The sequence below is a fragment of the Brevibacterium sp. R8603A2 genome (assembly GCF_023072605.1).
Taxonomy (GTDB): domain Bacteria; phylum Actinomycetota; class Actinomycetes; order Actinomycetales; family Brevibacteriaceae; genus Brevibacterium; species Brevibacterium pityocampae.
This window is the reverse complement of record NZ_JALLGN010000004.1, coordinates 210,784-236,372: the sequence shown is the minus strand read 5'-3', so window position 1 is coordinate 236,372 and position 25,589 is coordinate 210,784. Positions and strand designations below refer to the sequence as shown.

Below are 25,589 nucleotides of genomic sequence, written 5' to 3'. Positions count from 1 at the left end.
GTCGGCCGCGCCTTCCGCTGTGGACGGCGCGGCCGCGGAGCTCACCCGGCGGGGGAAGAGGGCCGGCTCAGCCGAGCTCCTCGGCGGTCTTCGCGACCTGCTCGTACCAGGCGCGGCGCGCCTCGAGAGCGGTGCGCGCCTCCGCGATCCGCTTCTCGTCGCCGCTCGCCTCGGCCGCGGCGAGATCGGACTCGAGACCGGCGATCGCGGATTCGAGCTGCGCGAGCATGCCCGAGGTGCGGCTGCGGGTCTCCGGATCGGTGCGCTTCCACTCGGCCTCCTCGGCCGCGGCGAGCGCCCGCTCGACCTCGCGCAGTCCGCCCTCCATCCGGGACACGTCGGCGCGCGGCACCTTGCCGGCGTCCTCCCACGCCTCCTGGATCCGGCGCAGCTCGTCCTTCGCCTTCGCCGGGTCGGTGATCGGCAGCAGCGCCCGCGCGCGGGCGAGCAGCTCCTCCTTGACCACGAGGTTCTCCCCGTAGGCGGCGTCGATCGCCTCGTTCTCCTTCTCCCGGGCGGCGAAGAACACGTCCTGCGCGGCGCGGAAGCGTGCCCACAGAGCGTCGTCGTCCTTGCGTCCGGCCCGCGGGGCGGCCTTCCAGCGGTCCATCAGCGCCCGGTACTCCTGGGCGGTGCCGCGCCAGTCGGTCGACCCGGACAGCGCCTCGGCCTCCGCGACGAGCTTCGTCTTCACCCGCTTGCCCTCGGCGTTGCGCTTGTCGAGGTCGGAGAAGAACTCCCGCCGGTGCCGGTCGAAGGTGTTGCGGGCCTTCGAGAACCGCCCCCACAGCTCCTGGTCCTGGGCGCGGGGGAGGCGCGGGGAGTTCGCCTGGATCGACTTCCACTCCTCGAACAGCCGGGCCATCCGGGCGCCGGAGGTCTTCCACTGCACGCGCGCCGGATCCGTCCCGGCGATCGACTCCGCCTCCTCGACGACCGCGGTGCGTGCGGCGAGACCCTCGGCGCGGGCCGCCTCGCGCTCCTTCGACTGGGCCGCCGCGGTCTGCGCGGCGGACTCCTGGATCGCGGTGAGCCGGGCGGCGAGCGCGGCGAGGTCGCCGACGACCGCGGCCTCGGCGAGTGCGTCGTGCTGGGTGCGGGCGGAGGCGCGGATCGAGTCCCCGGAGGCCCCGGCGGCGAGCCGCTCCTCGAGCAGGGCGGCCGCGTCGACGAGATCGAGGTACTTGTGCGCGAAGTACGTCAGCGCCTGCTCCTCGTCGGCATCCGGGTACTGGCCGACCGCGCGCTCCCCGTCGGCGGTCCGGACGTACACGGTCGTGTCCTCATCCATCCGGCCGAACCCGATCGCCTCGGCGAGCGCGGCGCTGCGGTCCTGCCGGGGGGCGGCCGCTGCGGCCCTGCGCTGCCCGGCCGCGGGCGCCCGCGCGGCGAGCGCGGCCGGGCTGGGAGCGCCCGGGCGCGGGCCGGGCTTGGGGGCGGGTGCGGTCGGGCGCGGGGCTGAGTCGTCGGTCATGCTGGACACCTTGTCTTCGCGTCGGTCGAATCACGGATGATCACTCGACGATGGGCAGAACACACCCCAGCATATCCACCGCGGGCCGTGCGGGGCCCCGCGCTAGACTGGCGGGCATGGAGATCACCGCCGTCCGCGCCGAGCTGCTCGACGTCAACTGCTATGCCGTGGCCGCCGAGCCGGGCGCCGAGGCCGGCCCGGGCGACGACCCCGCGGACCGGGAGTGCGTGCTCGTCGATGCCGGCTTCGACTGCGCCCCCGACCTCGCGCGGGTCCTCGCCGAGCTCGGCTGGACCCCGGTCGCCGTCCTCCTCACCCACGGCCACCCCGACCACATCCTCGGGCTGCCCCGTCTGCTCGAGGCCTTCCCCGGCCTCGAGGTGCTCATCGGGGAGCCCGACCTCTACCGTCTGCAGGATCCCGCCTCGACGGTGTCGGCGCAGCTCGCCCACATCGTCGCCCCGCTCGTCGGGGAGTGGACCGCGCCGCAGGCCGCCGCGGTGTCCGGCACGGAGCCCTTCACGCGCGCCGGCCTCACCATCGCCCCGGACCCCGCGCCCGGGCACACCGAGGGTTCGACGCTGTGGCGGGTGAGCGATCCGCACGGGGAGGGCGACGCCGCCGAGGTGCTCTTCACCGGCGACGTGCTGTTCGCCGGGTCGATCGGTCGCACCGACCTCGCCGGCGGCGACGGGCAGGCGATGGAGCGCACGCTCGCCCACATCGCGAGCCTGCCCGACACCCCGGTGCTGCCCGGTCACGGGCCGGCCACCCGGCTCGCGCACGAGCTGCGCACCAATCCGTTCCTCTGATCAGGAGACCTGTTACCCATGGCCCAGGCCGCACGACTCTCGGGGTTCCCCGAATGGCTGCCCGCTGACCGCATCGTCGAGGAGCGGGTCATCGACCTGCTCAAGCACACCTTCGAGCTCAACGGCTTCGCCGCCCTCCACACCCGCGCCGTCGAGCCGATCTCCGCGCTCGCCAAGGACGGGGAGATCGACAAGGAGGTGTTCGCGGTGTCCCGGCTCCACGCCGAGCCCGGGGACGCGAAGAATCCGCTCGGTCTCCACTTCGACCTCACTGTGCCCTTCGCCCGCTACGTCGTGGAGAACGCCGGCCGGCTGCCGTTCCCCTTCAAGCGCTACCAGATCCAGCCGGTGTGGCGCGGCGAGCGGCCCCAGGACGGGCGCTACCGCGAGTTCATCCAGGCCGACATCGACATCGTCGCCGAGGACACGCTGGCCGAGCACTTCGAGGTCGAGGTGCCCCTCGTCATGGCCCAGGCGTTCGGCGAGCTCGCCGAGCTCGGAGTGCCCGGGGTGCGGATCCTGGCGAACAACCGCAAGCTCATCGAGGGATTCACCCGCGGCATCGGCCTCACCGACATCACGGCGGTGCTGCGCTGCATCGACAAGCTCGACAAGATCGGGCCGGCGAAGGTCGGGGAGCTCCTCGCCGCGCAGGCCGGCGCCGACGAGTCCCAGCAGCGTCGGCTCCTCGAGTTCGCCCGGATCGAGAGCACGACGGGGGCGTTCGCCGAGGAGGTGCGTGCGCTCGGCGTGTCCGACCCGCTGCTCGACGAGGGCCTCGAATCGCTGAGCCGGCTGCTCGATGCCGCGAACCGGCAGCAGCCCGGCGTCGTCGTCGCGCAGCTCAAGATCGCCCGCGGCCTCGACTACTACACCGGCTCGGTCTACGAGACGCAGCTCATCGGGCACGAGGCGCTCGGCTCCGTGGCCTCCGGCGGCCGCTACGACTCGCTCGCCTCGACGGGGAAGCGGACCTTCCCCGGCGTCGGCATGTCGCTCGGCGTGTCGCGTCTGATGTCGCGGCTCGTCGGGCGCGACCGGATGGTCGAGGCGAGCCGCGGTGTGCCGACAGCGGTGCTCGTGGCCGTCACCGACGACGCCGCCCGTGACGAGGCCGTCGACGTCGCCTCCCGCCTGCGGGCCCGCGGCATCCCCGTCGACGTCGCCCCGGCGGCGAGCCGGTTCGGCAAGCAGATCAAGTTCGCCGAGCGCCGCGGCATCCCCTTCGTGTGGTTCCTCGACGGGGAGACCGGTCACGAGGTCAAGGACATCCGCTCCGGCGAGCAGGTGAGCGCCGATCCGCTGCTGTGGACCCCGCCGGCCGAGGACCTCTGGCCGACCGTGCGCACCGTCTCCCGGGACTGAGCCCCCGCGGCCGAGCGCTCCGGGCGCTCAGCTGCGCGCGCTGAGCGGTCCGGCGGCGCGCGGCTCCGGATCCGGGGCGAGGGAGCCGTCGGGGGCGATGTGGTCGAAGATCTCGCTCACCATCGTCACGACGTGCGGGTCGTCCACGAGGTAGACGATCCGGCGGCCCTCCCGGCGGGAGGACACGAGCCCGGCGAGGCGGAGCTTCGCGAGGTGCTGGGACACCGCCTGCACGCTCGCCCCGGACGCCTCGGCGAGCCCGGTGACATCGGATTCGCTGTGCACGAGGTGCCACATGATCAGCAGCCGCGTGGACGAGGACAGCATGCGGAAGGTCTCCGCGGCCACCTCGATCTGGGCGCTCGTCGGCGCCTCCCCGATTCCGTCCTCCACGGCTCCTCCTCCACGACCTGCGACTATCATGGGTGCCGGACGCACCACCGTCCCATCCTGCACCATCTCCCAACGCTTAAGGAGCAGACCCAGTGCTGAGAACCCACGAGGCGGGCACGCTGAGTGCCGCTGACGTCGATTCCACCGTCACCCTCGCCGGCTGGGTCGACCGCCGCCGCGACCATGGCGGCGTCGCCTTCATCGACCTCCGCGACGCCTCGGGCATCGTCCAGGTCGTCGTGCGCGAGCAGGACGCCGACCAGCTCCGCAACGAGACCGTGGTGAAGGCGAGGGGCACTGTGGCGGCGCGCCCCGCGGGCAACACCAACCCCGGCCTGCCGACGGGTGAGATCGAGGTCGTCGACACCGAGATCGAGGTGCTCGCGCCCGCCCGTGCGCTGCCCTTCCAGGTGTCCGACCACGCCGAGGACTCCGGCCAGGTCGGCGAGGAGACCCGGCTCAAGTACCGCTACCTCGACCTCCGCCGCTCCGGCCCGGCCGCCGCCATGCGCCTGCGCGCGCAGGCCAACCGGGCGGCCCGCGGCGTCCTCGAGGACCACCGCTTCATCGAGGTCGAGACCCCCACGCTCACCCGTTCGACCCCGGAGGGTGCACGCGACTTCCTCGTCCCGGCGCGCCTGCGCCCGGGCAGCTGGTACGCGCTCCCGCAGTCCCCGCAGCTCTTCAAGCAGCTCCTCCAGGTGGCCGGCCTCGAGCGCTACTACCAGATCGCGCGCTGCTATCGCGACGAGGACTTCCGCGCCGACCGGCAGCCGGAGTTCACGCAGCTCGACATCGAGGCCTCGTTCGTCGAGCAGGAGGACGTCATCGGGCTCGCCGAGGAGATCCTCGCCGCCCTGTGGAAGCTCATCGGCCACGAGATCAGCACCCCGATCCCGCGCATCACCTACCACGAGGCGATGGAGCGCTATGGCACCGACAAGCCCGACCTCCGCTTCGGCCTCGAGCTCACCGACCTCACCGCGTACTTCGCCGACACCCCGTTCCGCGTGTTCCAGGCGCCCTACGTCGGCGCCGTCGTCCACCCCGGCGGCGGCTCCCTGCCGCGCCGCCAGCTCGATGCCTGGCAGGAGTGGGCCAAGCAGCGCGGCGCGAAGGGCCTGGCCTACGTCCTCATCCAGGAGGACGGCTCGCTCACCGGCCCGGTCGCCAAGAACATCTCCGAACAGGAGAAGGCCGGGCTCGCCGCCGCCGTCGGCGCCGAGCCGGGCGACGCGGTGTTCTTCGCCGCCGACGCACCCGGTGCGGCACGTGCCCTGCTCGGCGCGGCGCGCCGCGAGATCGCCGCGCGCACCGGGCTCATCGACGAGGGCGCCTGGTCGTTCGTGTGGGTCGTCGACGCCCCGCTGTTCGAGCCGACCGCCGACGCCGAGGCCTCCGGCGACGTCGCGGTGGGCTCCGGGAGCTGGACCGCGGTGCACCACGCGTTCACCGCGCCCAAGCCGGAGTTCATGGACACCTTCGACACCGACCCGGGCTCGGCGCTCGCCTACGCCTACGACATCGTGTGCAACGGCAACGAGATCGGCGGCGGCTCGATCCGCATCCACCGCCCCGACGTGCAGGAGCGCGTGTTCGCCGTCATGGGCCTCGGCGAGGAGGAGGCGCGGGAGAAGTTCGGCTTCCTCCTCGACGCCTTCGGCTACGGCGCGCCGCCGCACGGCGGCATCGCGTTCGGCTGGGACCGGATCGTCAGCCTGCTCGCCGGTGCGGACTCGATCCGCGAGGTCATCGCGTTCCCCAAGTCCGGGGGCGGCTACGATCCGCTGACCGACGCGCCGGCCCCGATCACCGACGCGCAGCGCGCCGAGGCGGGGGTCGACTTCGACCCCGAGGCCGAGGACGGATGACCGATCTGTTCAGCCAGGCGGGTGTCCCGGATTCCTCCGGGGCGCCCGCCTCGTCCGTCCTCGACCCGCTCGCGGTGCGGATGCGCCCGCGCACGATCGCGGAGATCGTCGGCCAGGACCACCTGACCTTCCCCGGATCGCCGCTCCACCAGCTCGTCACCGCCCAGCCCGGGGACAAGGCCGGGGCGAGCTCTCTGCTGCTGTGGGGCCCTCCCGGCGTGGGGAAGACGACGATCGCCCACGTCGTGTCGCACGCCTCCGATCGCCGCTTCGTCGAGCTCTCCGCGATCACCGCCGGGGTCAAGGACGTGCGCCGGGTGATCGAGCAGGCACGTGCCGACCGGGAGCTCCACGGGCGCACCACCGTCCTCTTCCTCGACGAGATCCACCGCTTCTCCAAGGCTCAGCAGGACGCGCTGCTGCCCGCGGTGGAGAACCGGCTCGTCGTCCTCATCGCAGCGACCACGGAGAACCCGTCGTTCTCCGTCATCGCCCCGCTCGTCTCCCGCTCGCTCGTGCTCACCCTCCGCCCGCTGTCGGACGCGGACATCGGGGAGCTCGTCGACCGCGCACTCGCCCACGAGCGCGGCCTCGCCGGGACCTTCGCACTCGCCGCGGACGCACGGGAGGACATCATCGCGCTCGCCGCCGGCGACGGGCGGCGCTCGCTCACCATCCTCGAAGCCGCCGCCGCGATCGCCCGCGCCCACGCCGGTGCGGGGGAGAGCACCGGTGGGGGGACCGACACCGAGGACGGAACCGACACCGGGACCGACGCCGAGGGGAAGGCCGACGGCGCCGGAAAGACCGACGCCGAGGGGGAGGAGCGCGACCTCCCGCTCATCTCCGCCGCCCATGTCGCAGATGCCGCCGACCGCGCCGTCGTGCGCTACGACCGGGCCGGTGACCAGCACTACGACGTCGTCTCCGCGTTCATCAAATCGATCCGCGGCTCCGACCCCGACGCCGCGCTCCACTACCTCGCGCGGATGATCTCCGCCGGCGAGGACCCCCGTTTCATCTGCCGCCGCATGGTGATCGCCGCCGCCGAGGACATCGGCATGGCCGATCCGCAGGCGCTCGTGATCGCCGTCGCCGCACAGACTGCGGTCGAGCGCATCGGCATGCCCGAAGGGCGGATCCCGCTCGCCGAGGCCGTCGTCTACCTCGCCTGCGCCCCGAAGTCGAACGCGAGCTACCGCGGGATCGACAGGGCGCTCGCCGACATCCGGGAGGGGAGGGCCGGCGAGGTGCCGCTGCACCTCCGCGACGCGCACTATCCCGGGGCGAAGGCGCTCGGCCACGGCGAGGGCTACCGGTACTCCCACGACTATCCGCACGGCGTCGTCGCCCAGGAGTACCTGCCGGAGTCGCTGGCCGGGACCCGCTACTACGAGCCGACGGCCAACGGCGCCGAATCCCGGATGGGCGAGCGGCTCGCGGCCCTGCGAAGGATCCTCGGCCGCCCCGACTGAGCACGCCGACGGCTCTCATCCACGCCCCCGGCGACGAGTTCCGGCTCTCAGCGGTCGGTAGGGTGGAGCCATGAGCGATTCGGTCGAACCCAGCACAACCGAATCCACCGGCCTCGCCGTCGACGTCCTCGTCATCGGCTGGGGCAAGGGCGGCAAGACGCTCGCCCGCACCCTCGGCAGCTCCGGGACCCGGGTCGCGCTCGTCGAGCAGTCGGAGTCGATGATCGGCGGCACGTGCATCAACGTCGCGTGCGTGCCGACGAAGACGCTCATCCACCAGGCGGCGGTGAAGCCCGAGGCGACACCGCCGGCGGAGTGGTTCACCACCTCCGTGGAGGCGCGTGACGCGCTCATCGGCAAGCTCAACACCCGCAACCGGGAGCTCGTCGAGGAGGCCCCGGACGCCGTGATCGTCATGGGGAAGGCGGCATTCCTCGACCCGCACACCGTCGAGGTGACCCAGGGCGAGGACCGGCTGCGCATCACCGCGGACACCATCGTGATCAACACCGGCACGGTGCCCGCCGGGCCCCCGATCCCCGGCGCGGACTCTCCCCGCGTCCACGACTCGACGACGATCCAGCACGCCAGCCCCTTCCCCGAGCGCCTCGCGATCGTCGGGGGCGGCTACATCGGGCTCGAGTTCGCCGGCATGTTCGCCGGTTTCGGCTCGGAGGTCACCGTCATCGATCCGGGGGAACGGATCCTGCCCAGGGAGGACGATGACATCGCCGCCGGTGTCACCGAGCACCTCGAAGCCGCCGGCGTGACCTTCCTCATGGGGTCGGCCGTGAGCGCGATCGAGGACACCGGGGATGCGGCCCTCGTCCGCACCGAGGACGGCCACGCAGTCGAGGCCGAGGCGGTGCTGCTCGCCGTCGGGCGCAGCGCCACGACGGCCGGGCTCGGCCTCGGGCGGGCCGGCGTCGAGGTCGACGAGCGCGGATTCGTCCGTGTCGACGACACGCTGCGCACCTCCGCCGAGCACATCTTCGCCGTCGGGGACATCAACGGAGGGCCCCAGTTCACCTACGTCTCCCTCGACGACCACCGGATCGTCGCCGGCCAGCTCACCGGCGACGGGACCCGCCGCCGCAGCGACCGGGCGGCCGTGCCGAACACGATGTTCCTCACCCCGCCCCTGTCCCGGGTCGGCATCAACGAGCAGCAGGCGCGTGCCGAGGGACTCAGCGTCCTCGTCGCCGCGAAACCGGTGGCGCAGATCGCGGCGATGCCGCGGCCCAAGATCCTCGGCAACCCCACCGGCATGATCAAGTTCGTCGCCGACCCCGATACCCGGGAGCTGCTCGGAGCGACCGTGTGGTGCGTCGACTCGCAGGAGGTCATCAATCTCCTCGCGCTCGCGATGCGCGCGCACGTCACCGTCGATGCGCTGCGCGACGGGATCTGGACCCACCCCTCGAGCACCGAGGCGCTCAACGAGGTGCTCGGCGAGCTCCGCCCGCTCACCGTCTGAGTCCTCGGGTGGCCCGGTGACGCCGCCGATTGGACGGCAGCGGCGCCACCGGACTAGTATGATCGATTGCTGTGCCTGCACCCTGAAGGCGGTCGGCTCCGGAGTGCTCGCTCCGGTCGCCCTCTTTCCCAGCCCGGGAAACAGCGGCTCCGGAACCGGTCGAGCCCCCGTGCGCATCGTGTGCGCAGGACCCGCCCGGAGCACACGATGCGAACCGAAAGGTCACCCACACATGTCCGCACCCGCACGCGATCGCCGTCAGGTCCGCCTGTCGCGCGCCCTCGGCCTCCCGCTCACCCCGAAGGCCGAGAAGTACTTCGAGCGCCGCCCTTACCCGCCGGGCGAGCACGGCCGTGCCCGTCGCCGCAACGACAGCGACTACTCGGTCCGCCTCAAGGAGAAGCAGCGCCTCCGCGCGCAGTACAACATCCGCGAGGCGCAGATGCTCAAGACCTACAAGGAGGCGCGCCGCCTCCCGGGTCTGACCGGTGAGAACTTCGTCGAGCTCCTCGAGATGCGACTCGACGCCCTCGTGCTGCGCGCCGGCTTCGCCCGGACCATCGCGCAGGCCCGCCAGTTCGTCGTCCACCGCCACATCTGCGTCGACGGCCAGCGCGTCGATCGTCCGTCCTTCCGTGTCAAGGAGGGCCAGATGATCCACGTCCACGAGAAGTCCGCGCAGATGGATCCGTTCCAGGTCTCCGCCGCCGGCGCGCACCGCGACGTGCTCCCGGCCGTGCCCGGCTACCTCAAGGTCGACCTCGAGGCGCTGCAGGCCACCCTCCTGCGTCGCCCCAAGCGCGACGAGGTTCCCGTGACCTGCGACGTGCAGCTCGTCGTCGAGCACTACTCGCGCTGATCGGCACGCACCAGCACCACCGGTGAGCGCACCCGCGCCCATCATTCGCACTGCCCGGCTCCCACTGCGGAGCCGGGCAGTCGCCATTCATCCGCCCGCCTCATCCACTAGACTTGCCCAGGATGCGCACCGCCCGCCGACACCTCCGGCGGTCACCCGATGAGCCCGCCGCGCGGGACGAAAGGTCAGGAATGAAGACGGCAGAGATCAGACGACGCTGGCTGGCATACTTCGAGGCCCAGGACCACGCCGTGGTGCCCTCGGCCTCCGTCATCAGCTCGGACCCGTCGATCCTGTTCAACATCGCCGGGATGGTGCAGTTCATCCCGTACCTGTCCGGTCGCGAACCCGCTCCCTTCGCGCGCGCCACGAGCGTGCAGAAGTGCGTGCGCACCCAGGACATCGAGGAGGTCGGCCAGACCACCCGGCACGGCACCTTCTTCCAGATGAACGGCAACTTCTCCTTCGGCGACTACTTCAAGGAGGGCGCCATCCGGTTCGCGTGGGAGCTCCTCACCAGGCCGGAGGCCGACGGCGGGCTCGGCTTCGACCCGGACCGCCTGTGGGCGACCGTCCACCGCGACGACACGGAGACCATCGACCTGTGGCTGGCGAACACCTCGATCCCGGCCGAGCGGATCCAGACCCGCGGCAACGAGGACAACTTCTGGCACACCGGACAGCCCGGCCCCGGCGGGTACTGCTCCGAGATCTACTACGACCGCGGGCCCGACTACGGCGTCGAGGGCGGGCCGGTCGCCGACGAGGACCGCTACATCGAGATCTGGAACCTCGTGTTCATGGAGTTCGCGCTGTCCGCGGTGCGCTCGAAGGTCGACTTCGACATCGCCGGCGAGCTGCCGGCGAAGAACATCGACACCGGCATGGGGCTCGAGCGCGTCGCGTTCCTCAAGCAGGGCGTGGAGAACATGTACGAGATCGACGAGGTGTTCCCCGTGATCGCCGCCGCGAGCGCCCTGTCGAACCGGGAGTACGGGGCCGACCACTCCGACGACGTGCGGATGCGCGTCGTCGCCGACCACGTGCGCTCCGCCCTCATCATCATCGGCGACGGCGTGCGCCCGGGCAACGAGGGGCGCGGCTACATCCTGCGCCGCCTGCTGCGCCGCGCCGTGCGCGCCATGCACCTGCTCGGCGTGAGCGAACCCGTGCTCCCGCACCTGCTGCCGGTGTCCAAGGACGCGATGGCGGAGTCGTACCCGGAGCTCGCCACCGACTTCGACCGGATCTCGCGCATCGCCTACGCGGAGGAGACCGCGTTCCGCCGCACGCTCGACTCCGGCACCCAGCTGCTCACCACGGCGGTGGAGAAGGTCGGCTCCGGCGGCACGATCGGCGGCGACGTCGCCTTCGCGCTCCACGACACCCACGGCTTCCCCATCGACATGACGCTCGAGATGGCCGCCGAGCAGGGCGTGACCGTCGACGAGGAGGGCTTCACCGCCCTCATGGCCGAGCAGCGCCGCCGCGCCAAGGAGGACGCCAAGGCGAAGAAGGGCGGACTGCAGGCCGATCTCTCCGCCTACTCCGCGCTCCTCGAGTCCGGCCCCACCGAGTTCGTCGGCTACGACACGCTCACCACCGACTCCCGGATCCGCGGCCTCGTGGCCGATGGTGAGGCCGTCGACGTCGTGACCGCGGGGCAGACCGTCGATCTCGTCCTCGACGTCAGCCCGTTCTACGCCGAGTCCGGCGGGCAGAAGGCCGACACCGGGATCATCCGCGGCGACGGCTTCACCGCCCGCGTCCTCGACGTGCAGAACCCGCTCAAGGGTCTGCCCGCGCACCGGATCGAGGTGCTCGACGGGGAGATCGCAGTGGGGCGCGACGTCCATGCCGAAGTCGACGGCGGCCACCGCTTCGCCGCCGCCCAGGCGCATTCGGCCACGCACCTCGTGCACGCAGCGCTGCGCGAGATCCTCGGCTCCAACGCCGTGCAGGCCGGATCCCTCAACCAGCCCGGCTACATGCGCTTCGACTACTCGTTCCCCGAGGCGCCGAGCACGGCTGCCCGCGCGGAGATCGAGGACGCGGCGAACATCGCGGTCCGCGACAACCTCGAGGTGAGCTACGAGCACCTGCCCTTCGAGGACGCGAAGGCCTCCGGAGCGCTCGCGCTGTTCGGCGAGAAGTACCCCTCCGTGGTCCGCGTCGTCGACATCGGCGGCCCGTTCTCGCGCGAGCTGTGCGGCGGCACCCACGTGGCCCGGACCACCGAGATCGGCCCGATCTCCGTGATCTCGGAGGCCTCGGTGGGCTCCGGCACCCGCCGGATCGAAGCCTCGGTGGGGCTCTCGGCGTTCCGGGAGCTCGCCAAGGAGCGCACGATCCTCCAGTCGCTGTCCGACCTCCTCAAGGTCCCCGGCGCGGACGTCCCCGAGCGCGTCGAGAACCTGCTCGCGCGGATCAAGGACGCCGAGCGCACGATCGCCGCCCTCAACCAGGAGAAGGTGCTCGGCGCGGCACAGGCCGCGCTCGACTCCGCCCGTCGGGTGGGAGCGGTGACCTTCTCCGGGACCGTGCTCGGCGACGTGTCCGGCGCCGGCGACGTCCGCTCCTTCGTCCTCGACGTCCGCAACCGGATGGGCTCGGAGGCCGGGGTCGTCGCGGCGATCGGCGTGGCCGGCGGGAAGCCCGCCGTCGTCGTCGCCGTCAACGACGCCGCCCAGGCCACCGGGCTGCGGGCCGGCGACCTCGTCAAGGCGGCCTGTGCCGAGCTCGGCGGGGGAGGCGGCGGCAAGCCCGACCTCGCGCAGGGCGGCGGCAGCGACGCGAGCCGCGCCGAGGCGGCGATGAGCGCGGTGGCGCGCGCCCTGGAGACGAGCTGATGGCATTCCGCCGCGGCCGCCGGCTCGGGATCGACGTCGGCAGCGTGCGCGTCGGAATCGCCCAGTGCGACCCCGACGGCATCCTCGCGACCCCGCTCGACACCGTGTACCGGCGCGACGGAGACGCCGCAGCGCTGCGGCGGATCGCCGCGCTCGTCGCCGAGGTCGAGCCGATCGAGCTCGTCGCCGGGCAGCCGCGCTCCCTCGACGGCACCGCACGCGCCTCGGCGGACGCCGCCCTGGCCTTCACCGAGCAGATCGCCGGTGTGACCGGACTGCCGGTGCGGCTCGTCGACGAGCGCTTCAGCACCACCGAGGCCCACACCGTGCTGCAGGCGGTGGGGCGGAGCGCCCGGAAGCGGCGCGAGATCGTCGACGCCGTCGCCGCGGTGGTCATCCTGCAGAGCGCAGTGGACCAGGAGAAGAGCACGGGCGTGCCGGCCGGCACGCTCCTGCACCCGGCACCGGAGGCCCCCGCATGACCGAGATGGATGAGATCACCAGCGACGACGGCCTGAGTCGGGCCGAGCGCCGGGAGAAGGCCAGGCGGCGCATGCTGCGCCGTCGGCGGACCACGATCTTCGCGCTCGTCGCCGTCCTCGTCATCGGGATCGGCGGATTCGCGGCCTTCACCACCGCCGGCTCGGTCGTGAGCGAGATCTTCGGAGACTCCGGCGACTACGAGGGCGAGGGCGGCGAGGCCGTCGTCGTCACCGTGCTGCCCGGCTCCTCGGCCACGCAGGTCGCCAACCAGCTCGTGCAGGAGGACGTCATCAAGTCCGCCCGCCCCTTCCTCGATGAGATCGAGCGCCGCGAGGTCACGATCCAGGCCGGCGACCTCAGCCTCCGCAAGCAGATGAGCGCCGCCGCCGCAGTCGAAGCGATCGTCAACCCGGAGGCGCTGCAGACGATCGCGGTCCCCGAGGGCTTCCGGCTCAGCCAGATCGAGGCCAGGATGATCGAGTCCGGGATGAGCGAGGACGAGGTCGTCAAGGCGCTGAAGGACAAGACCCCCGGAGACTACGGGCTCGACGTCGACACCCCGAGCCTCGAGGGCTATCTCTATCCCGCCACCTACGACATCCGGCCCGGGATGACCCCGGAGGAGATGGTGCAGGAGATGGTCGATCGCACGAAGACCGAGATCGAGGAGCTCGACATCCCGCTCGAGGACGTCAACGAGGTGTTCACCCTCGCCAGCCTCGTCGAGATCGAGGCGCCCGGCGACGAGGAGGTGCGTCGGCAGGTCGCCCGCGTGTTCCTCAACCGGATCAGCGACACCTCGCAGACGAACGGCCTGCTCCAGTCCGACGCCACCGTCCACTACATCTTCGGCACTCGGAACGACGCGAGCACCACCGCCGAGGAGCGGGAGAGCGACGACCCGTACAACACGTACAAGCACCCCGGCCTGCCTCCGGGCCCCATCAACTCGCCCAGCCGCAGTGCCGTCGACGCCGCCCAGAACCCCGCCGACGGCGACTGGCAGTACTTCGTCGCGACGAATCCCGACACCGGGGAGACGGAGTTCGCCGAGACCTACTCCGAGCACCAGCGCAACGTCGAGAAGTACCGCGAATGGCTGCGCAATCGCGATGACGGCTGACGCGGCGGTCGCGCCGGGCTCGCGGCCGCGGATGCGGGCGGCCGTGCTCGGCTCGCCGATCGACCATTCGCTCTCCCCGGTGCTCCACCGGGCGGGCTACGCCGCGCTCGGCCTCAGCGGCTGCGTCTACGACCGCTGCGAGGTGGACGAGGCCGGCCTCGCCGACTTCCTCGACACCCACCCCGAGCACCGCGGGTTCTCCCTCACCATGCCGCTCAAGCACGCGCTGCTCGAGCTCGCGGCCGCACGCGGCTGGGAGATCGACCCCGTCGCCGCGCGCACCGGGGCCGGCAACACGCTCACCCGGCTCCCCGACGGCTCCGTGCGCGTGACGAACACCGACGTGGCCGGCATCGTGCGCGCACTCCGCGCGGCCGGCGTCGGCACTGCCGGCCCGCGCCCGCTGCGCGCCGCGGTGCTCGGCGGAGGGGCGACCGCCGCCTCGGCGACCGCCGCGCTGGCCGAGCTCGGCGCGGAGTCCATCGAGTTCTCCGTCCGCACCCCGGCCCGTGCCGCCGCCGTGCACGCCCTCGCCGAGGAGCTCGGCATCGAGGCATCCGTGGGCCTGCTCGCCGACTGGCGGCCCGGGGAGGCCGACATCACCGTGTCGACCCTGCCCGCCGGGGCGCTGGCCGGTGTCCGCCTCGCCTGGCCCGAGCGGTTCGCACAGCCCGCGGCGCTCCTCGACGTCGCCTATGCGCGCGCGGAACCCGACCTCCTGGCGGAGTTCACCGCACGCGGCGGGACCGCGGTGCCCGGCACCCGCATGCTCGTCCACCAGGCCGTCGAGCAGTTCCTCGGCTTCACCGCCGCCGCGGGCTGCGACCTCGACACGCCGGAGCACCGGGCACGGCTCGTCGCCGCCATGCTCGACGCCCTGCCCCGTGCCGCCGGCACCTGAGCACCCGCCCGCCCGACCGCCCCGAACCGGAATGGAGGAAGCGTGCCCGAGCCGCTCTCACTCGTCGCCAGCCTGAGCCTCACCGTCCTCACCGCGCTCGCGGTGAGCACCTGGATCCGACTGCGCTTCGCCCGCCTCATCGACGACGAGGCCGGCCTGCGGCTGCTCCGCGGGGTGGACCGGGACTCCACGCCGAGCGGACTCGTCACCGCCGTCCTCACCTCGAGCGGCGCCGTCATCGCCTGGCTCGCGGCCTTCATCGCACCGGCCTACCTGTCCCGCACCGTCGCCGACGCCCCGATCCTGCTCGCCCTCGGCCTGTTCGCGGGCGCGACCGGCTGGCTGTTCTGGATCGACTCCTCGATCCGTCGCCTGCCCAACCGGATCGTCCTGCCGATCACCTTCGCCTCCCTGCTCCTCTACCTCGTCTCCATCGTCATCGGCGTCACCCGCGAGCCGACCGGGCTGCCGGGCACCTGGGCCGGCGCGGCGACCCCCGCGGTCGAGGGCCTCATCAGCGGGCTCGTGGTCCTCCTCTTCTTCCTCCTCCTGGCCGTGCTGGCCCTGCGGATGCGGCGGACGGGGATGGGCGGCGGCGACGTCAAGCTCGCCGTCGTCGTCGGCATGCTGCCCGGAGCGCTGAGCCCGGGCGGCCCGCTCGTCGCGCTCCTCGTGATGAACCTCTCCGCACTCGTCCACGTGCTGTGGCTCACCGGCACCCGCCGGAAGCGGTGGGGCGACGCGATCGCCTTCGGGCCGCACATGCTGATCGGCACGTGGACGGCCGTGATCCTCGGCCCGCTGCTTTTGTAGACTTGGGAGAATGTTGAGATGGCTTACTGCAGGCGAGTCCCACGGCGAGGCCCTCGTCGGCATCCTCGAGGGCCTGCCCTCCCACGTCCCCGTCACCCGTGACGACATCGCCGCCGCTCTCGCGCGCCGCCGGCTCGGCTACGGCCGCGGCGCCCGGATGAAGTTCGAGGCCGACGAGGTGCGGCTGCTCGGCGGCGTGCGCCACGGTCAGTCGCTCGGCTCGCCCATCGCGATCGAGGTCGGCAACACCGAATGGCCCAAGTGGGAGACGGTGATGAGCGCGGACCCGGTACCGCCGGAGGTGCTCGCCGAGCAGGCGCGCAACGCCCCGCTCACCCGCCCGCGGCCCGGCCACGCCGACCTCGTCGGGATGCAGAAGTACGACTGGGACGAGGCGCGGCCGATCCTCGAGCGCGCCTCCGCCCGGGAGACCGCGATGCGGGTCGCGCTCGGCGCCGTCGCCGCGAACTTCCTCCGCGAGCTCGGCATCGGGCTCGTGTCCCACACCGTCGCGATCGGCCCGGTCACCGGCACCGGCGAGGAGCCGCTGCCCACGGCCGCCGACGTCTCCGCGCTCGACGCCGACCCGCTGCGCTGCTTCGACCCGGAGCTGTCGGCCCGGATGGTCGCCGAGGTCGACGACGCGAAGAAGTCCGGGGACACCCTCGGCGGCGTCGTCGAGGTCCTCGTCGAGAACGTGCCGCCGGGCCTCGGCTCCCACGTCCACTGGGACCGTCGGCTCGACGGCCGGCTCGCCGCCGCGCTCATGGGCATCCAGGCGATCAAGGGCGTCGAGGTCGGCGACGGCTTCCGGACCGCGGCCCGCCGGGGCTCCGCGGCCCACGACGAGATCGTCCGCACCGACGCCGCGGTGACCCGGGCGACGAACCGGGCCGGCGGCACCGAGGGCGGGATGTCCACCGGTGAGCCGCTGCGCGTGCGCGCGGCGATGAAGCCCATCGCCACCGTCCCGCGCGCGCTCGCGACGATCGACGTGAGCACCGGGGAGCCCGCCAAGGCCCACCACCAGCGCTCCGACGTGTGCGCGGTCCCGGCCGCCGGGGTCGTCGCCGAGGCGATGGTCGCGCTCGTCGTCGCCGAGGCCGCGATCGAGAAGTTCGGCGGCGACTCCGTGGCGGAGACGCGGCGCAATCTCCAGACCTACCTCGAGGCGATCCCGGCGGCGCTGCGCTCCGGCCGATGACCGCCTCCGAGCAGCCGCTGCCGCGACCGGTCCCGCCCCTGCGCCCGGTCCCGGCCGCGGAGTCCCGGATCGCGCTCGTCGGACCCCCGGCGGCGGGGAAGTCGACGATCGGGCGGCTGCTCGGCGACCGCCTCGGGCTGCCGATGACGGACACCGACGCGGAGATCACCTCCCGCCACGGGCCGATCCCGGAGATCTTCGCCGAACGCGGCGAGGCGCGCTTCCGGGAGATCGAGCGCGAAGTCGTCCGACGCTGCCTGCGCCGCCTCCTCGACCGCCCCGGGGTGGTGTCGCTCGGCGGCGGGGCGATCCTCAACCCCGGCACCCGCGCCCAGCTCCTCCACCCGGCCATCCGGGTGGTGAGCATCGAGATCGACACCGCGACCGCAGCCGCCCGCCTCCACGGCTCCCAGCGTCCGCTGCTCGCCGGCGACGAGGATCCCGTGCGACGCTGGGAGGCCCTGCTCGCCGAGCGCGCCCCGCTCTACCGCGGCGTCGCGACGCTCACCGTGTCGGCGACGAGCGGCCCCCCGTCGACCGTCGTCAACCGGATCGTCGACCTCCTCACCGGGCTCGAGCGCGCCGAGGAGTACGCCCGGTTCGCCGCCGCCCACCCCGAAGCGGACCCCCCGCCCTGTGCCGGGGACGGGCCCGCGCCCCCACCGAACGAAAGCAGGAGACCATGACCCCCACCACCCGCATCGACGTGAGCGCCGGAGGGGACTACCCGGTGCTCGTGGGCTCCGGCCTGCTCGGGCACCTCCCCGAGCTCATCGGCCCGCGCGCCGCGAAAGTGCTCGTCGTCCACCCGCGCGCGCTGCGCACCACCGGTGAGGCCGTGCGCGAGGACCTCGCCGCCGCCGGCTACGAGGCGGTGTCCGCGGAGATCCCCGACGCCGAGGAGGCCAAGCACGTCCAGGTCGCCGCATTCTGCTGGCAGATCCTCGGGCGCAGCGACTTCACCCGCTCCGATGCGATCGTCGGCGTGGGCGGGGGAGCGGTCACCGATCTCGCCGGCTTCGTCGCCGCGACCTGGCTGCGCGGCATCCGCTTCGTCACCATCCCCACCACGGTGCTCGGCATGGTCGATGCCGCGATCGGCGGCAAGACCGGGATCAACACCGCCGAGGGCAAGAACCTCGTCGGCGCCTTCCATGCCCCGGCCGGCGTCCTCGTCGACACCGACACGCTCGCCACGCTGCCGGACAACGAGCTGTTCACCGGCCTCGCGGAAGCCGTCAAATGCGGATTCATCGCCGACGAGCGGATCCTCGAACTCATCGAGGGCACCGCGCGGGAGGCGCTGGCCGACCACTCCTCCCCGGTGCTGCGGGAGATCGTCGAGCGCTCGATCCGCGTCAAGGCCGAGGTGGTGAGCGAGGACTTCGGTGAGTCCGGGCGCCGCGAGATCCTCAACTACGGGCACACCCTCGGCCACGCGATCGAGCTCACCGAGCGCTACCAGTGGCGTCACGGTGCGGCCGTCGCCGCGGGCATGATGTTCGCCGCCGAACTCTCCGCGCTGACGAAGAACCTCCCTGAGGCCGTCGTCGACCGGCACCGCTCCGTGCTCGAGCACCTCGGGCTGCCGGTGGGCTACCGCGGCGACAAGTGGCCGCAGCTGCTCGACGCGATGCGGCGGGACAAGAAGGCCCGCGGCTCGCTCATGCGGTTCATCGTGCTCGAGGCGATCGGCCGTCCCACGGTCCTCGAAGGACCCGACACGAGTCTCCTCCACACCGCCTACCAGGAGATCGGCGTCGAGGCCCCGACCCGCACCCTGCTGTGAGGCACGGGCGCGGGCGCGCGGCCGGGATCCGGCGCACGCCGGCGGCCCGGCTTGCTAGAATCTGTCCCCGGTGCGTCGGACCGGCGCTCGCACACTCCCAACGGTGAAGGAAACCACGTGGCAACGACCAACGACCTCAAGAACGGCATGGTGCTGTCCATCGACAGCCAGCTGTGGCAGGTGCTCGAGTTCCAGCACGTCAAGCCGGGCAAGGGCCCCGCGTTCGTGCGGACGAAGATGAAGAACGTGCTCAGCGGCAAGATCATCGACAAGACCTTCAACGCCGGCACCAAGGTGGAGACCGCGACCGTCGACCGCCGCGACATGGAGTACCTCTACCACGACGGCACGGACTACGTGTTCATGGACGCCAAGGACTACGACCAGGTGTCGATCGGTCCCGAGCTCGTCGGCGACGCCGCGAACTTCATGCTCGAGAACCAGAAGCTGCAGATCGCCTTCCACGAGGGCACCCCGCTCTACGTCGAGCTGCCCGCGAGCGTCGAGCTCACCATCACCCACACCGAGCCCGGGCTCCAGGGCGACCGCTCGACCGGCGGCTCGAAGCCCGCGACGCTCGAGACCGGCTACGAGATCCAGGTGCCGCTGTTCCTCGAGGAGGGCGTCAAGGTCAAGGTCGACACCCGGTCCGGCGACTACCTCGGTCGCGTCAAGGAGTGAGCGCCCGCACGCGCGCCCGGCGGCGTGCCCTCGAGCTGCTCTTCGAGGCCGAGCAGCGTGCGCTGCCCGAGGCCGAGGTGGTGCGCCTGCGCTCCGGCGACCCCGAGTACCCGATGAAGCCCTACGCCGTCGAGATCGTCGACGGCGTGGTGGCGCACCGGGAGCAGATCGACGAGCTCGTGCAGACCTATGCGCGCGGCTGGTCGCTTGAGCGGATGCCTGCCGTCGACCGGGCGCTGCTGCGGATCGCGGTGTGGGAGATGCTGTTCAACGACGAGGTCGACGACCCCGTGGCGATCTCCGAGGTCGTCGACCTCGCCCGGAAGTTCTCCACCGACGAGTCGCCGAAGTTCATCAACGGCGTGCTCGACCGGATCCGCTCGGTCAAGCCGACCCTCGACTGAGCCAGCCGCGCAGCGCGGCGACGAGCGCCTCCGGCTGCTCCTGCGCCACCCAGTGCCCGGCGTCGACGATCTCCTCGGTGAGGTCGTCGCACGCCGCGCGCATGGGATCGGCCGCCGTCGTCGTGAGCGTGGCGCACACCGCGTCCCAGCGCGCGTGGACGAACAGCGCCGGCACGGTGATCCGCCCGCCGGTCACTGCGCGGGCAGCATAGGCGTCGTTCTCCCGGTTGTTGCGGTACCAGGAGTTCGCCGCGGCGAAGCCCGTGCGCTCGAGATCGGCGACGAGGGCCGAGAAGGCCGCGTCGTCGAGCACCCGCGGGTCCGGGTCGTGGCGCGGCGGTCCGTCGGGGAACCAGCCGCCGCGGGCGCGCACGCTCGCATTCGGCGCCGGCCGCTCGAGTGCCCGCGGGCTGCCCGCGCGCATGATCGAGGCGAGCAGCCCGGGGACGTCCGCGTCGAACTCCGCGGCGAGCCGCTCGGGCATCCGGGCGTGGGCCACGAGGTAGTCCCACTGGCCCAGCGGGTAGTCCTCGACCGGGTAGAGGCGGCGGTCGACGTGATCGGCGAGCGAGGTGCCCGGCGGCGTGTGCGGCACGCACACCCCGACCACACCGGCGAGCCGGTCCGGATGGTGGGTGGCGAGGTTCCACGCCACCGGTGCCCCGTAGTCGTGGCCGACGACGGTGGCCGTCCCCGGTGCCGCGCCCAGGTGATCGAGGAGCTCGATCATGTCCGCGACCCCCTCCTCGATCGAGTAGTCGCTCGGATCCGGGTGCACCGTCGAGGCCCCGTAGCCGCGCATGTCCGGGGCGATCACCCGGTAGCCGGCCGCGGCGAGCGGCTCCATCACGCCGGCCCAGCTGCGGGCGTGCTCGGGCCAGCCGTGGACGAGCAGGAGCACCGGGTCGTCCGGGTCGCCGGCGGCGAGGTACGCGCTCGAGTGCCGCTGCGTCGTGTGCCTGCCGGTGCTGATCCCGGGTGCGTCCATCGTGAGCTCCTTCGCCGTCGGATCTGCCCAGCCTACGTCACGTGACCTGCGTCGCACCGGGTCCGCGCGCGTCCGGCGGGGGCGAGCGAGTATGCTGGTACGAGGACCGTACCGCTCCTTTAACCACCGTCCCGTGAGGCGGAGAAGGGGAACCTGTGAAGAACCGCACCGTCCTCGACGCAGCGGAGATCTCGCGGGCGATATCGCGCATCGCCCACGAGGTCCTCGAGAGCAACAAGGGTGCTGACGACCTCGTCGTCCTCGGCATCCCGTCCCGCGGCGTCCCGCTCGCCGTCCGGCTGGCGGAGAAGATCGCCGCGATCGAACCCGGCACCGACGCCGCCGCGATCACCGGCAGCCTCGACATCACGATGTACCGCGACGATCTGCGCACGCGCCGTCTCCGCTCGCCCGCCCCCACCCGCATCCCGGCCGCCGGGGTCGACGGCCGCACCGTCGTCCTCGTCGACGACGTGCTGTTCTCCGGGCGCACCATCCGGGCGGCGCTCGACGCGCTCGCCGACCTCGGTCGTCCGTCCGCGGTGCGGCTCGCGGTCCTCGTCGATCGCGGCCACCGGAGCCTCCCGATCCGTGCCGACCACGTCGGCAAGAACCTCCCGACCGCCGTCGACGAGCGCGTGTCGGTGAGCGTGGCGGAGATCGACGGCGAGGACGCGGTCACCATCTCCTCGGCAGAGGAGGAGTGATGCGCCACCTGCTGTCCACCGCCGACCTCGCCCACGACGACGCCGTCGACCTCCTCGACGTCGCCGAGGAGATGACGCAGGTCGCCGAGCGCGAGGTCAAGAAGATCCCCGTGCTGCGCGGCCGCACCGTCGTCAACCTCTTCTTCGAGGACTCGACCCGCACCCGGCTGTCCTTCGAGGCCGCCGCCAAGCGCCTGTCCGCCGACGTCATCAACTTCTCCGCCAAGGGTTCGAGCGTGTCGAAGGGCGAGAGCCTGCAGGACACCATCCAGACGCTGTCGGCGATGGGCGCCGATGCCGTCGTCGTGCGCCACGGCGGCTCCGGCACCCCGCAGCGGATGGCGACCTCCGGCTGGATCGACGTGCCGATCCTCAATGCGGGCGACGGCACCCACGAGCACCCCACCCAGGCGCTCCTCGACGCCTTCACCCTGCGCCGCGTGCTCGCCGGGGCCCCGGCCTCCGGGCCCGCCGAGGGCGCCCGCGGACGCGACCTGTCCGGGGCCACCGTCGCGATCGTCGGCGACGTCCTCCACTCCCGCGTCGCCCGCTCGAACGTCCACCTGCTCACCGCGCTCGGCGCCCGCGTCGTGCTCGTCGGCCCGCCCACCCTCATGCCGTGGGGCGTCGACGCGTGGCCGGCCGAGGTGTTCTACGACCTCGACGAGGCGCTCGCCGCCCACAGCTTCGACGCGGTGATGATGCTCCGTGTCCAGCTCGAGCGGATGCACCAGTCCTTCTTCCCCAACCCGCGGGAGTACACGCGCCTGTGGGGGCTCACCGAGCAGCGCTGGCGCGCCCTGCCCGAGCACACCGCGATCATGCACCCGGGACCGATGAACCGGGGGTTCGAGATCAGCGCCGCCGCCGCGGACTCCCCGCGCGCCGTCATCCTCGACCAGGTCGAGAACGGCGTCGCCGTGCGCATGGCGGCCCTCTACAGACTCCTCATCGGCACCGATTCGGAAGGACGACCGTGACCTCGTATCTCATCCAGGGGGCGTCGGTGCTCGGCGTCCGCCCGCGCGACCTCGCGATCTCCGGCGGCCGCTTCGTCGACGCGCTCAGCGACCCCGACGTCGTCATCGACGCCCGCGGCCTCGTCGCGCTGCCCGGCCTCGTCGACCTCCACACCCATCTGCGCGAGCCCGGCCGGGAGGACGCCGAGACCGTGCTCACCGGCTCGCAGTCCGCGGCCCGCGGCGGCTACACCGCCGTCCACGCGATGGCGAACACCGCTCCGGTCGCCGACACCGCCGGCGTCGTCGAACAGGTGTGGAACCTCGGCCGCGAGGCCGGCTGGACGGAGGTCGTGCCGATCGGCGCCGTCACCACCGGCCAGCAGGGCACCCAGCTCGCCGAGCTCGGAGCGATGGCCCGCAGCGCGGCCGGGGTGCGGATCTTCTCCGACGACGGCCTGTGCGTCGCCGACCCGCTGCTCATGCGCCGGGCGCTCGAGTACGTCAAGACCTTCGACGGGATCATCGCCCAGCACTCGCAGGAGCCCCGGCTCACCGAGGGCGCGCAGATGAATGAGGGCACGGTGTCCGCCGAGCTCGGGCTGCCCGGCTGGCCGGCCGTCGCCGAGGAGGCGATCATCGCCCGCGACATCCTGCTGGCCGAGCACGTCGGCTCCCGCCTCCACGTGTGCCACCTGTCGACCGCCGGCAGCGTCGAGCTCGTGCGCTGGGCCAAGTCCCGCGGCGTGCGCGTCACCGCCGAGGTCACCCCGCACCACCTCATGCTCACCGACGAGCTCGTGCGCACCTACGACCCGCTCTACAAGGTCAACCCGCCGCTGCGCACGCAGGCCGACGTCGACGCCGTGCGGGCCGGGCTCGCCGACGGCACCATCGACGTCGTCGGCACCGACCACGCCCCCCACACCTCCGAGCACAAGTGCTGCGAGTGGACGGCGGCCGCGATGGGCATGGTGGGGATGGAGACCGCGCTCGCGATCGTCGTCGAGGCGATGCGCGACTTCGACTTCGACTTCGCCGACGTGGCCCGCGTGATGAGCACCCGCCCGGCGGAGATCTCCGGACTGCCCGAACAGGGCCGGATCGAGACCGGGCGCGGGGCGAACCTCGTGCTCGTCGACCCGGAGGCGGAGGTCCGCATCGACCCCGCCGAGCACGCCACGATGGGCCGCAACAACCCGTTCACCGGCTTCACCGTCTCGACCCGGATCGTCGACACCTTCCTCTACGGGCACCGAGTCGTGGCCGGCTCCGCGCTCGCCGACCCGCACCCGATCGCACGAGGTGGAACATGGATCGCCTGATCCCCGCCCTCATCGTCGTCGCCGTCGTCATCGTCCTGTTCGCCCTCGTGTGGTGGGGCTGGCGCTCCCGGCAGCGCTTCCAGTCGGCACAGTTCCCCGCCCCGCCGCGACCGGTCGAGGGGATGCCGGTGCGCACCGAACCGGTCGCCGGGATGTACGTCGCGACCACCCTGTCCGAGCAGCCGCTCGAACGGGTCGCCGCCCACGACCTCGGCCTGCGCACCTCGGCGTTCCTGTCCGTGGCCGACGACGGGGTCATCATCGACCGCGACGGCGTGGACGACCTCCTCATCCCCGCCGCCGCGATCACCGGCATCACCACCGCGAGCGGGATGATCGGGAAGTTCGTCGAGAAGGACGGGCTCATCGTCATCACCTGGCGCCTCGGCGACACACCGGTGGACACCGGGTTCCGCACCCGCACCGCCGCCGACCGCACCCCCACCATCGACCACATCCGCCAGCTCATCGGGGAGAATTCGTGAACCTGCTGTCCACCACACCCGCCGTCCTCGTGCTCGAGGACGGCCGCACCCTGACCGGCCGGGCCTACGGCGCGGAGGGTGAGACGATCGGCGAGGCGGTGTTCGTCACCGGCATGACCGGGTACCAGGAGACGCTCACGGACCCGTCCTACCACCGGCAGATCGTCGTGCAGACGGCACCGCACATCGGCAACACCGGCGTCAACGATGCCGACGACGAGTCGCTGCGCTGCTGGGTCGCCGGGTACGTCGTGCGCGATGCCTCGCGGATCTCCTCGAACTGGCGTGCCACCGAGGACCTCGAGGCGCGGCTGGCCCGGCTCGGGATCGTCGGCATCTCCGGCGTCGACACCCGTGCGCTCACTCTCCACCTGCGCGAGCGCGGCGCGATGCGGATGGGCATCTTCTCCGGGGAGGCCGCCTCCCGCCCGGTGTCCGAGCTGCTCGCCGCCGTGACCGACGCCCCTCGCATGAGCGGCTCCGAGCTCGCCTCCGAGGTGTCCCGCGACGACGAGCTCGTCGTCCCGGCGGAGGGGGAGAAGCGGTTCACCGTCGTCGCCTACGACCTCGGCATCAAGTCCGAGACCCCTGCGCAGCTCGCCGCCCGCGGCATCGAGGTGCACGTCGTGCCCGCGACCACCCCGTACGAGCGGATCGCGGAGCTCGGCGCCGACGGCGTGTTCTTCTCCAACGGGCCCGGGGACCCGGCGACCGCCGACCACCAGGTCGCGGTGCTGCGCCGGCTGCTCGCCGAGCGCGTCCCGGTGTTCGGGATCTGCTTCGGCAACCAGCTGCTCGGCCGCGCGCTCGGCTTCGACACCTACAAGCTCAAGTTCGGCCACCGCGGCATGAACCAGCCGGTCCTCGACCGCGCCTCCGGCCGGGTGGAGATCACCGCCCAGAACCACGGCTTCGCCGTCGACGCTCCGCTCGACGGCCCCGTCGACGCTCCGGCGGACGCCGCCTTCGGCCGGGTCGAGGTCAGCCACGTGTGCCTCAACGACGACGTCGTCGAGGGCCTGCGCTGCCTCGACGCCCCGGCGTTCTCGGTGCAGTTCCACCCGGAGTCCGCCGCCGGCCCCCACGACTCCCGCGGCCTGTTCGACCGCTTCGTCGACCTCATGACCAAGTCCCGCGCAGCCGCGCTCTAAG

Annotated in this window: 24 protein-coding genes; 21 read left to right on the top strand and 3 right to left on the bottom strand. The window is 72.5% G+C overall.

The window, feature by feature from the left end; translation table 11 throughout:
• Positions 1 to 67: 67 nt before the first annotated feature.
• A complete protein-coding gene (locus tag MTQ12_RS05800) occupies positions 68 to 1,474 on the bottom strand; it encodes a DUF349 domain-containing protein (RefSeq protein ID WP_247424953.1) in 1,407 nt (468 codons plus the stop codon).
• Positions 1,475 to 1,590: 116 nt separating this feature from the next.
• Between MTQ12_RS05800 and MTQ12_RS05795 the strand changes: the two genes are divergently transcribed.
• Positions 1,591 to 2,286, top strand: coding sequence for an MBL fold metallo-hydrolase (locus MTQ12_RS05795; protein WP_137319834.1), 696 nt, complete (start codon positions 1,591 to 1,593; stop codon positions 2,284 to 2,286).
• An 18-nt stretch (positions 2,287 to 2,304) separates the two neighbouring features.
• Positions 2,305 to 3,651 carry a histidine--tRNA ligase gene (gene hisS, locus MTQ12_RS05790; RefSeq protein ID WP_247424950.1) on the top strand — a complete coding sequence of 449 codons (1,347 nt, stop codon included), beginning with the start codon at positions 2,305 to 2,307 and terminating at the stop codon, positions 3,649 to 3,651.
• A gap of 27 nt (positions 3,652 to 3,678) precedes the next feature.
• On the opposite strand, the gene MTQ12_RS05785 is transcribed toward hisS, so the two are convergent.
• The gene (locus MTQ12_RS05785; RefSeq protein ID WP_137319832.1) at positions 3,679 to 4,074 is read right to left on the bottom strand and encodes a metalloregulator ArsR/SmtB family transcription factor; all 396 of its coding nucleotides are present in this window, start codon (positions 4,072 to 4,074) and stop codon (positions 3,679 to 3,681) included.
• 62 nt (positions 4,075 to 4,136) lie between these two features.
• Between MTQ12_RS05785 and aspS the strand changes: the two genes are divergently transcribed.
• The 14 genes from aspS (at position 4,137) to nusB (ending at position 19,973) form a co-directional block, all read left to right on the top strand.
• A complete protein-coding gene (aspS, locus tag MTQ12_RS05780; protein WP_247424947.1) occupies positions 4,137 to 5,915 on the top strand; it encodes an aspartate--tRNA ligase in 1,779 nt (592 codons plus the stop codon).
• On the top strand, positions 5,912 to 7,390 hold the full coding sequence (locus MTQ12_RS05775; protein ID WP_137319830.1) for a replication-associated recombination protein A: 1,479 nt from the start codon (positions 5,912 to 5,914) through the stop codon (positions 7,388 to 7,390). The genes aspS and MTQ12_RS05775 overlap by 4 nt, the downstream gene beginning before the upstream one ends.
• Positions 7,391 to 7,460: 70 nt before the next feature.
• The gene (locus MTQ12_RS05770; protein WP_247424943.1) at positions 7,461 to 8,867 is read left to right on the top strand and encodes an FAD-dependent oxidoreductase; all 1,407 of its coding nucleotides are present in this window, start codon (positions 7,461 to 7,463) and stop codon (positions 8,865 to 8,867) included.
• Positions 8,868 to 9,099: 232 nt separating this feature from the next.
• Positions 9,100 to 9,726 (top strand): 30S ribosomal protein S4, encoded by a 627-nt coding sequence (rpsD, locus tag MTQ12_RS05765; RefSeq protein WP_137319828.1) that lies wholly within the window; start codon positions 9,100 to 9,102, stop codon positions 9,724 to 9,726.
• Between the two features lie 191 nt (positions 9,727 to 9,917).
• Entirely contained in the window at positions 9,918 to 12,575 is a 2,658-nt protein-coding gene (gene alaS, locus MTQ12_RS05760; protein ID WP_247424939.1) for an alanine--tRNA ligase, read from the top strand.
• Positions 12,575 to 13,057, top strand: a complete 483-nt coding sequence (gene ruvX, locus MTQ12_RS05755; protein ID WP_345032186.1) for a Holliday junction resolvase RuvX — start codon at positions 12,575 to 12,577, stop codon at positions 13,055 to 13,057. The genes alaS and ruvX overlap by 1 nt, the downstream gene beginning before the upstream one ends.
• Positions 13,054 to 14,181 carry an endolytic transglycosylase MltG gene (gene mltG / locus MTQ12_RS05750; protein WP_247424936.1) on the top strand — a complete coding sequence of 376 codons (1,128 nt, stop codon included), beginning with the start codon at positions 13,054 to 13,056 and terminating at the stop codon, positions 14,179 to 14,181. Before ruvX ends, mltG begins: the two co-directional genes overlap by 4 nt.
• On the top strand, positions 14,171 to 15,082 hold the full coding sequence (locus MTQ12_RS05745) for a shikimate dehydrogenase (RefSeq protein WP_247424933.1): 912 nt from the start codon (positions 14,171 to 14,173) through the stop codon (positions 15,080 to 15,082). The genes mltG and MTQ12_RS05745 overlap by 11 nt, the downstream gene beginning before the upstream one ends.
• A gap of 42 nt (positions 15,083 to 15,124) precedes the next feature.
• A complete protein-coding gene (locus MTQ12_RS15155; protein ID WP_247424930.1) occupies positions 15,125 to 15,895 on the top strand; it encodes a prepilin peptidase in 771 nt (256 codons plus the stop codon).
• Positions 15,896 to 15,905: 10 nt separating this feature from the next.
• Positions 15,906 to 17,099: a chorismate synthase gene (gene aroC / locus MTQ12_RS05735; protein WP_247424927.1), complete on the top strand. Its 1,194-nt coding sequence runs from the start codon at positions 15,906 to 15,908 to the stop codon at positions 17,097 to 17,099.
• Entirely contained in the window at positions 17,096 to 17,785 is a 690-nt protein-coding gene (locus MTQ12_RS05730; protein ID WP_247424924.1) for a shikimate kinase, read from the top strand. Before aroC ends, MTQ12_RS05730 begins: the two co-directional genes overlap by 4 nt.
• Positions 17,782 to 18,888 (top strand): 3-dehydroquinate synthase, encoded by a 1,107-nt coding sequence (gene aroB, locus MTQ12_RS05725; RefSeq protein WP_247424921.1) that lies wholly within the window; start codon positions 17,782 to 17,784, stop codon positions 18,886 to 18,888. Before MTQ12_RS05730 ends, aroB begins: the two co-directional genes overlap by 4 nt.
• Positions 18,889 to 19,005: 117 nt before the next feature.
• Positions 19,006 to 19,569: an elongation factor P gene (gene efp / locus MTQ12_RS05720; RefSeq protein ID WP_137319822.1), complete on the top strand. Its 564-nt coding sequence runs from the start codon at positions 19,006 to 19,008 to the stop codon at positions 19,567 to 19,569.
• Positions 19,566 to 19,973 carry a transcription antitermination factor NusB gene (nusB, locus tag MTQ12_RS05715; protein WP_137319821.1) on the top strand — a complete coding sequence of 136 codons (408 nt, stop codon included), beginning with the start codon at positions 19,566 to 19,568 and terminating at the stop codon, positions 19,971 to 19,973. The genes efp and nusB overlap by 4 nt, the downstream gene beginning before the upstream one ends.
• Here nusB and MTQ12_RS05710 read toward each other — a convergent pair.
• Entirely contained in the window at positions 19,954 to 20,961 is a 1,008-nt protein-coding gene (locus MTQ12_RS05710) for an alpha/beta hydrolase (RefSeq protein ID WP_247424918.1), read from the bottom strand. The two genes, nusB and MTQ12_RS05710, sit on opposite strands and share 20 nt — an antisense overlap.
• A gap of 155 nt (positions 20,962 to 21,116) precedes the next feature.
• Here MTQ12_RS05710 and pyrR point away from each other — a divergent pair, with 155 nt between their 5' ends.
• From pyrR to carA, 5 genes are read left to right on the top strand one after another with little or no spacing between them, the layout of a single operon-like run.
• Positions 21,117 to 21,668 carry a bifunctional pyr operon transcriptional regulator/uracil phosphoribosyltransferase PyrR gene (pyrR, locus tag MTQ12_RS05705; RefSeq protein WP_137319819.1) on the top strand — a complete coding sequence of 184 codons (552 nt, stop codon included), beginning with the start codon at positions 21,117 to 21,119 and terminating at the stop codon, positions 21,666 to 21,668.
• Positions 21,668 to 22,648, top strand: coding sequence for an aspartate carbamoyltransferase catalytic subunit (locus tag MTQ12_RS05700; RefSeq protein ID WP_247424916.1), 981 nt, complete (start codon positions 21,668 to 21,670; stop codon positions 22,646 to 22,648). Before pyrR ends, MTQ12_RS05700 begins: the two co-directional genes overlap by 1 nt.
• Complete coding sequence (locus MTQ12_RS05695; protein ID WP_247424914.1) at positions 22,645 to 23,952, top strand: dihydroorotase; 1,308 nt, start codon at positions 22,645 to 22,647, stop codon at positions 23,950 to 23,952. Before MTQ12_RS05700 ends, MTQ12_RS05695 begins: the two co-directional genes overlap by 4 nt.
• Positions 23,940 to 24,437 carry an ABC transporter permease gene (locus MTQ12_RS05690; RefSeq protein WP_247424912.1) on the top strand — a complete coding sequence of 166 codons (498 nt, stop codon included), beginning with the start codon at positions 23,940 to 23,942 and terminating at the stop codon, positions 24,435 to 24,437. The genes MTQ12_RS05695 and MTQ12_RS05690 overlap by 13 nt, the downstream gene beginning before the upstream one ends.
• On the top strand, positions 24,434 to 25,588 hold the full coding sequence (gene carA, locus MTQ12_RS05685; RefSeq protein WP_247424910.1) for a glutamine-hydrolyzing carbamoyl-phosphate synthase small subunit: 1,155 nt from the start codon (positions 24,434 to 24,436) through the stop codon (positions 25,586 to 25,588). Before MTQ12_RS05690 ends, carA begins: the two co-directional genes overlap by 4 nt.
• The last annotated feature ends 1 nt before the right edge of the window (position 25,589 follow it).

What these genes read in the sequence shown, in the direction of transcription:
- rpsD (WP_137319828.1), top strand. Translation starts at nt 9,100, where the DNA reads ATGTCCGCACCCGCACGCGATCGCCGTCAGGTCCGCCTGTCGCGCGCC.
- alaS (WP_247424939.1), top strand. Translation starts at nt 9,918, where the DNA reads ATGAAGACGGCAGAGATCAGACGACGCTGGCTGGCATACTTCGAGGCC.
- mltG (WP_247424936.1), top strand. Translation starts at nt 13,054, where the DNA reads ATGACCGAGATGGATGAGATCACCAGCGACGACGGCCTGAGTCGGGCC.
- MTQ12_RS05800 (WP_247424953.1), bottom strand. Translation starts at nt 1,474, where the DNA reads ATGACCGACGACTCAGCCCCGCGCCCGACCGCACCCGCCCCCAAGCCC.
- MTQ12_RS05745 (WP_247424933.1), top strand. Translation starts at nt 14,171, where the DNA reads ATGACGGCTGACGCGGCGGTCGCGCCGGGCTCGCGGCCGCGGATGCGG.
- MTQ12_RS05795 (WP_137319834.1), top strand. Translation starts at nt 1,591, where the DNA reads ATGGAGATCACCGCCGTCCGCGCCGAGCTGCTCGACGTCAACTGCTAT.
- ruvX (WP_345032186.1), top strand. Translation starts at nt 12,575, where the DNA reads ATGGCATTCCGCCGCGGCCGCCGGCTCGGGATCGACGTCGGCAGCGTG.
- aroC (WP_247424927.1), top strand. Translation starts at nt 15,906, where the DNA reads ATGTTGAGATGGCTTACTGCAGGCGAGTCCCACGGCGAGGCCCTCGTC.
- MTQ12_RS05730 (WP_247424924.1), top strand. Translation starts at nt 17,096, where the DNA reads ATGACCGCCTCCGAGCAGCCGCTGCCGCGACCGGTCCCGCCCCTGCGC.
- MTQ12_RS05690 (WP_247424912.1), top strand. Translation starts at nt 23,940, where the DNA reads ATGGATCGCCTGATCCCCGCCCTCATCGTCGTCGCCGTCGTCATCGTC.
- MTQ12_RS05770 (WP_247424943.1), top strand. Translation starts at nt 7,461, where the DNA reads ATGAGCGATTCGGTCGAACCCAGCACAACCGAATCCACCGGCCTCGCC.
- hisS (WP_247424950.1), top strand. Translation starts at nt 2,305, where the DNA reads ATGGCCCAGGCCGCACGACTCTCGGGGTTCCCCGAATGGCTGCCCGCT.
- MTQ12_RS05775 (WP_137319830.1), top strand. Translation starts at nt 5,912, where the DNA reads ATGACCGATCTGTTCAGCCAGGCGGGTGTCCCGGATTCCTCCGGGGCG.
- MTQ12_RS05710 (WP_247424918.1), bottom strand. Translation starts at nt 20,961, where the DNA reads ATGGACGCACCCGGGATCAGCACCGGCAGGCACACGACGCAGCGGCAC.
- aroB (WP_247424921.1), top strand. Translation starts at nt 17,782, where the DNA reads ATGACCCCCACCACCCGCATCGACGTGAGCGCCGGAGGGGACTACCCG.
- MTQ12_RS05700 (WP_247424916.1), top strand. Translation starts at nt 21,668, where the DNA reads ATGCGCCACCTGCTGTCCACCGCCGACCTCGCCCACGACGACGCCGTC.
- MTQ12_RS05785 (WP_137319832.1), bottom strand. Translation starts at nt 4,074, where the DNA reads ATGATAGTCGCAGGTCGTGGAGGAGGAGCCGTGGAGGACGGAATCGGG.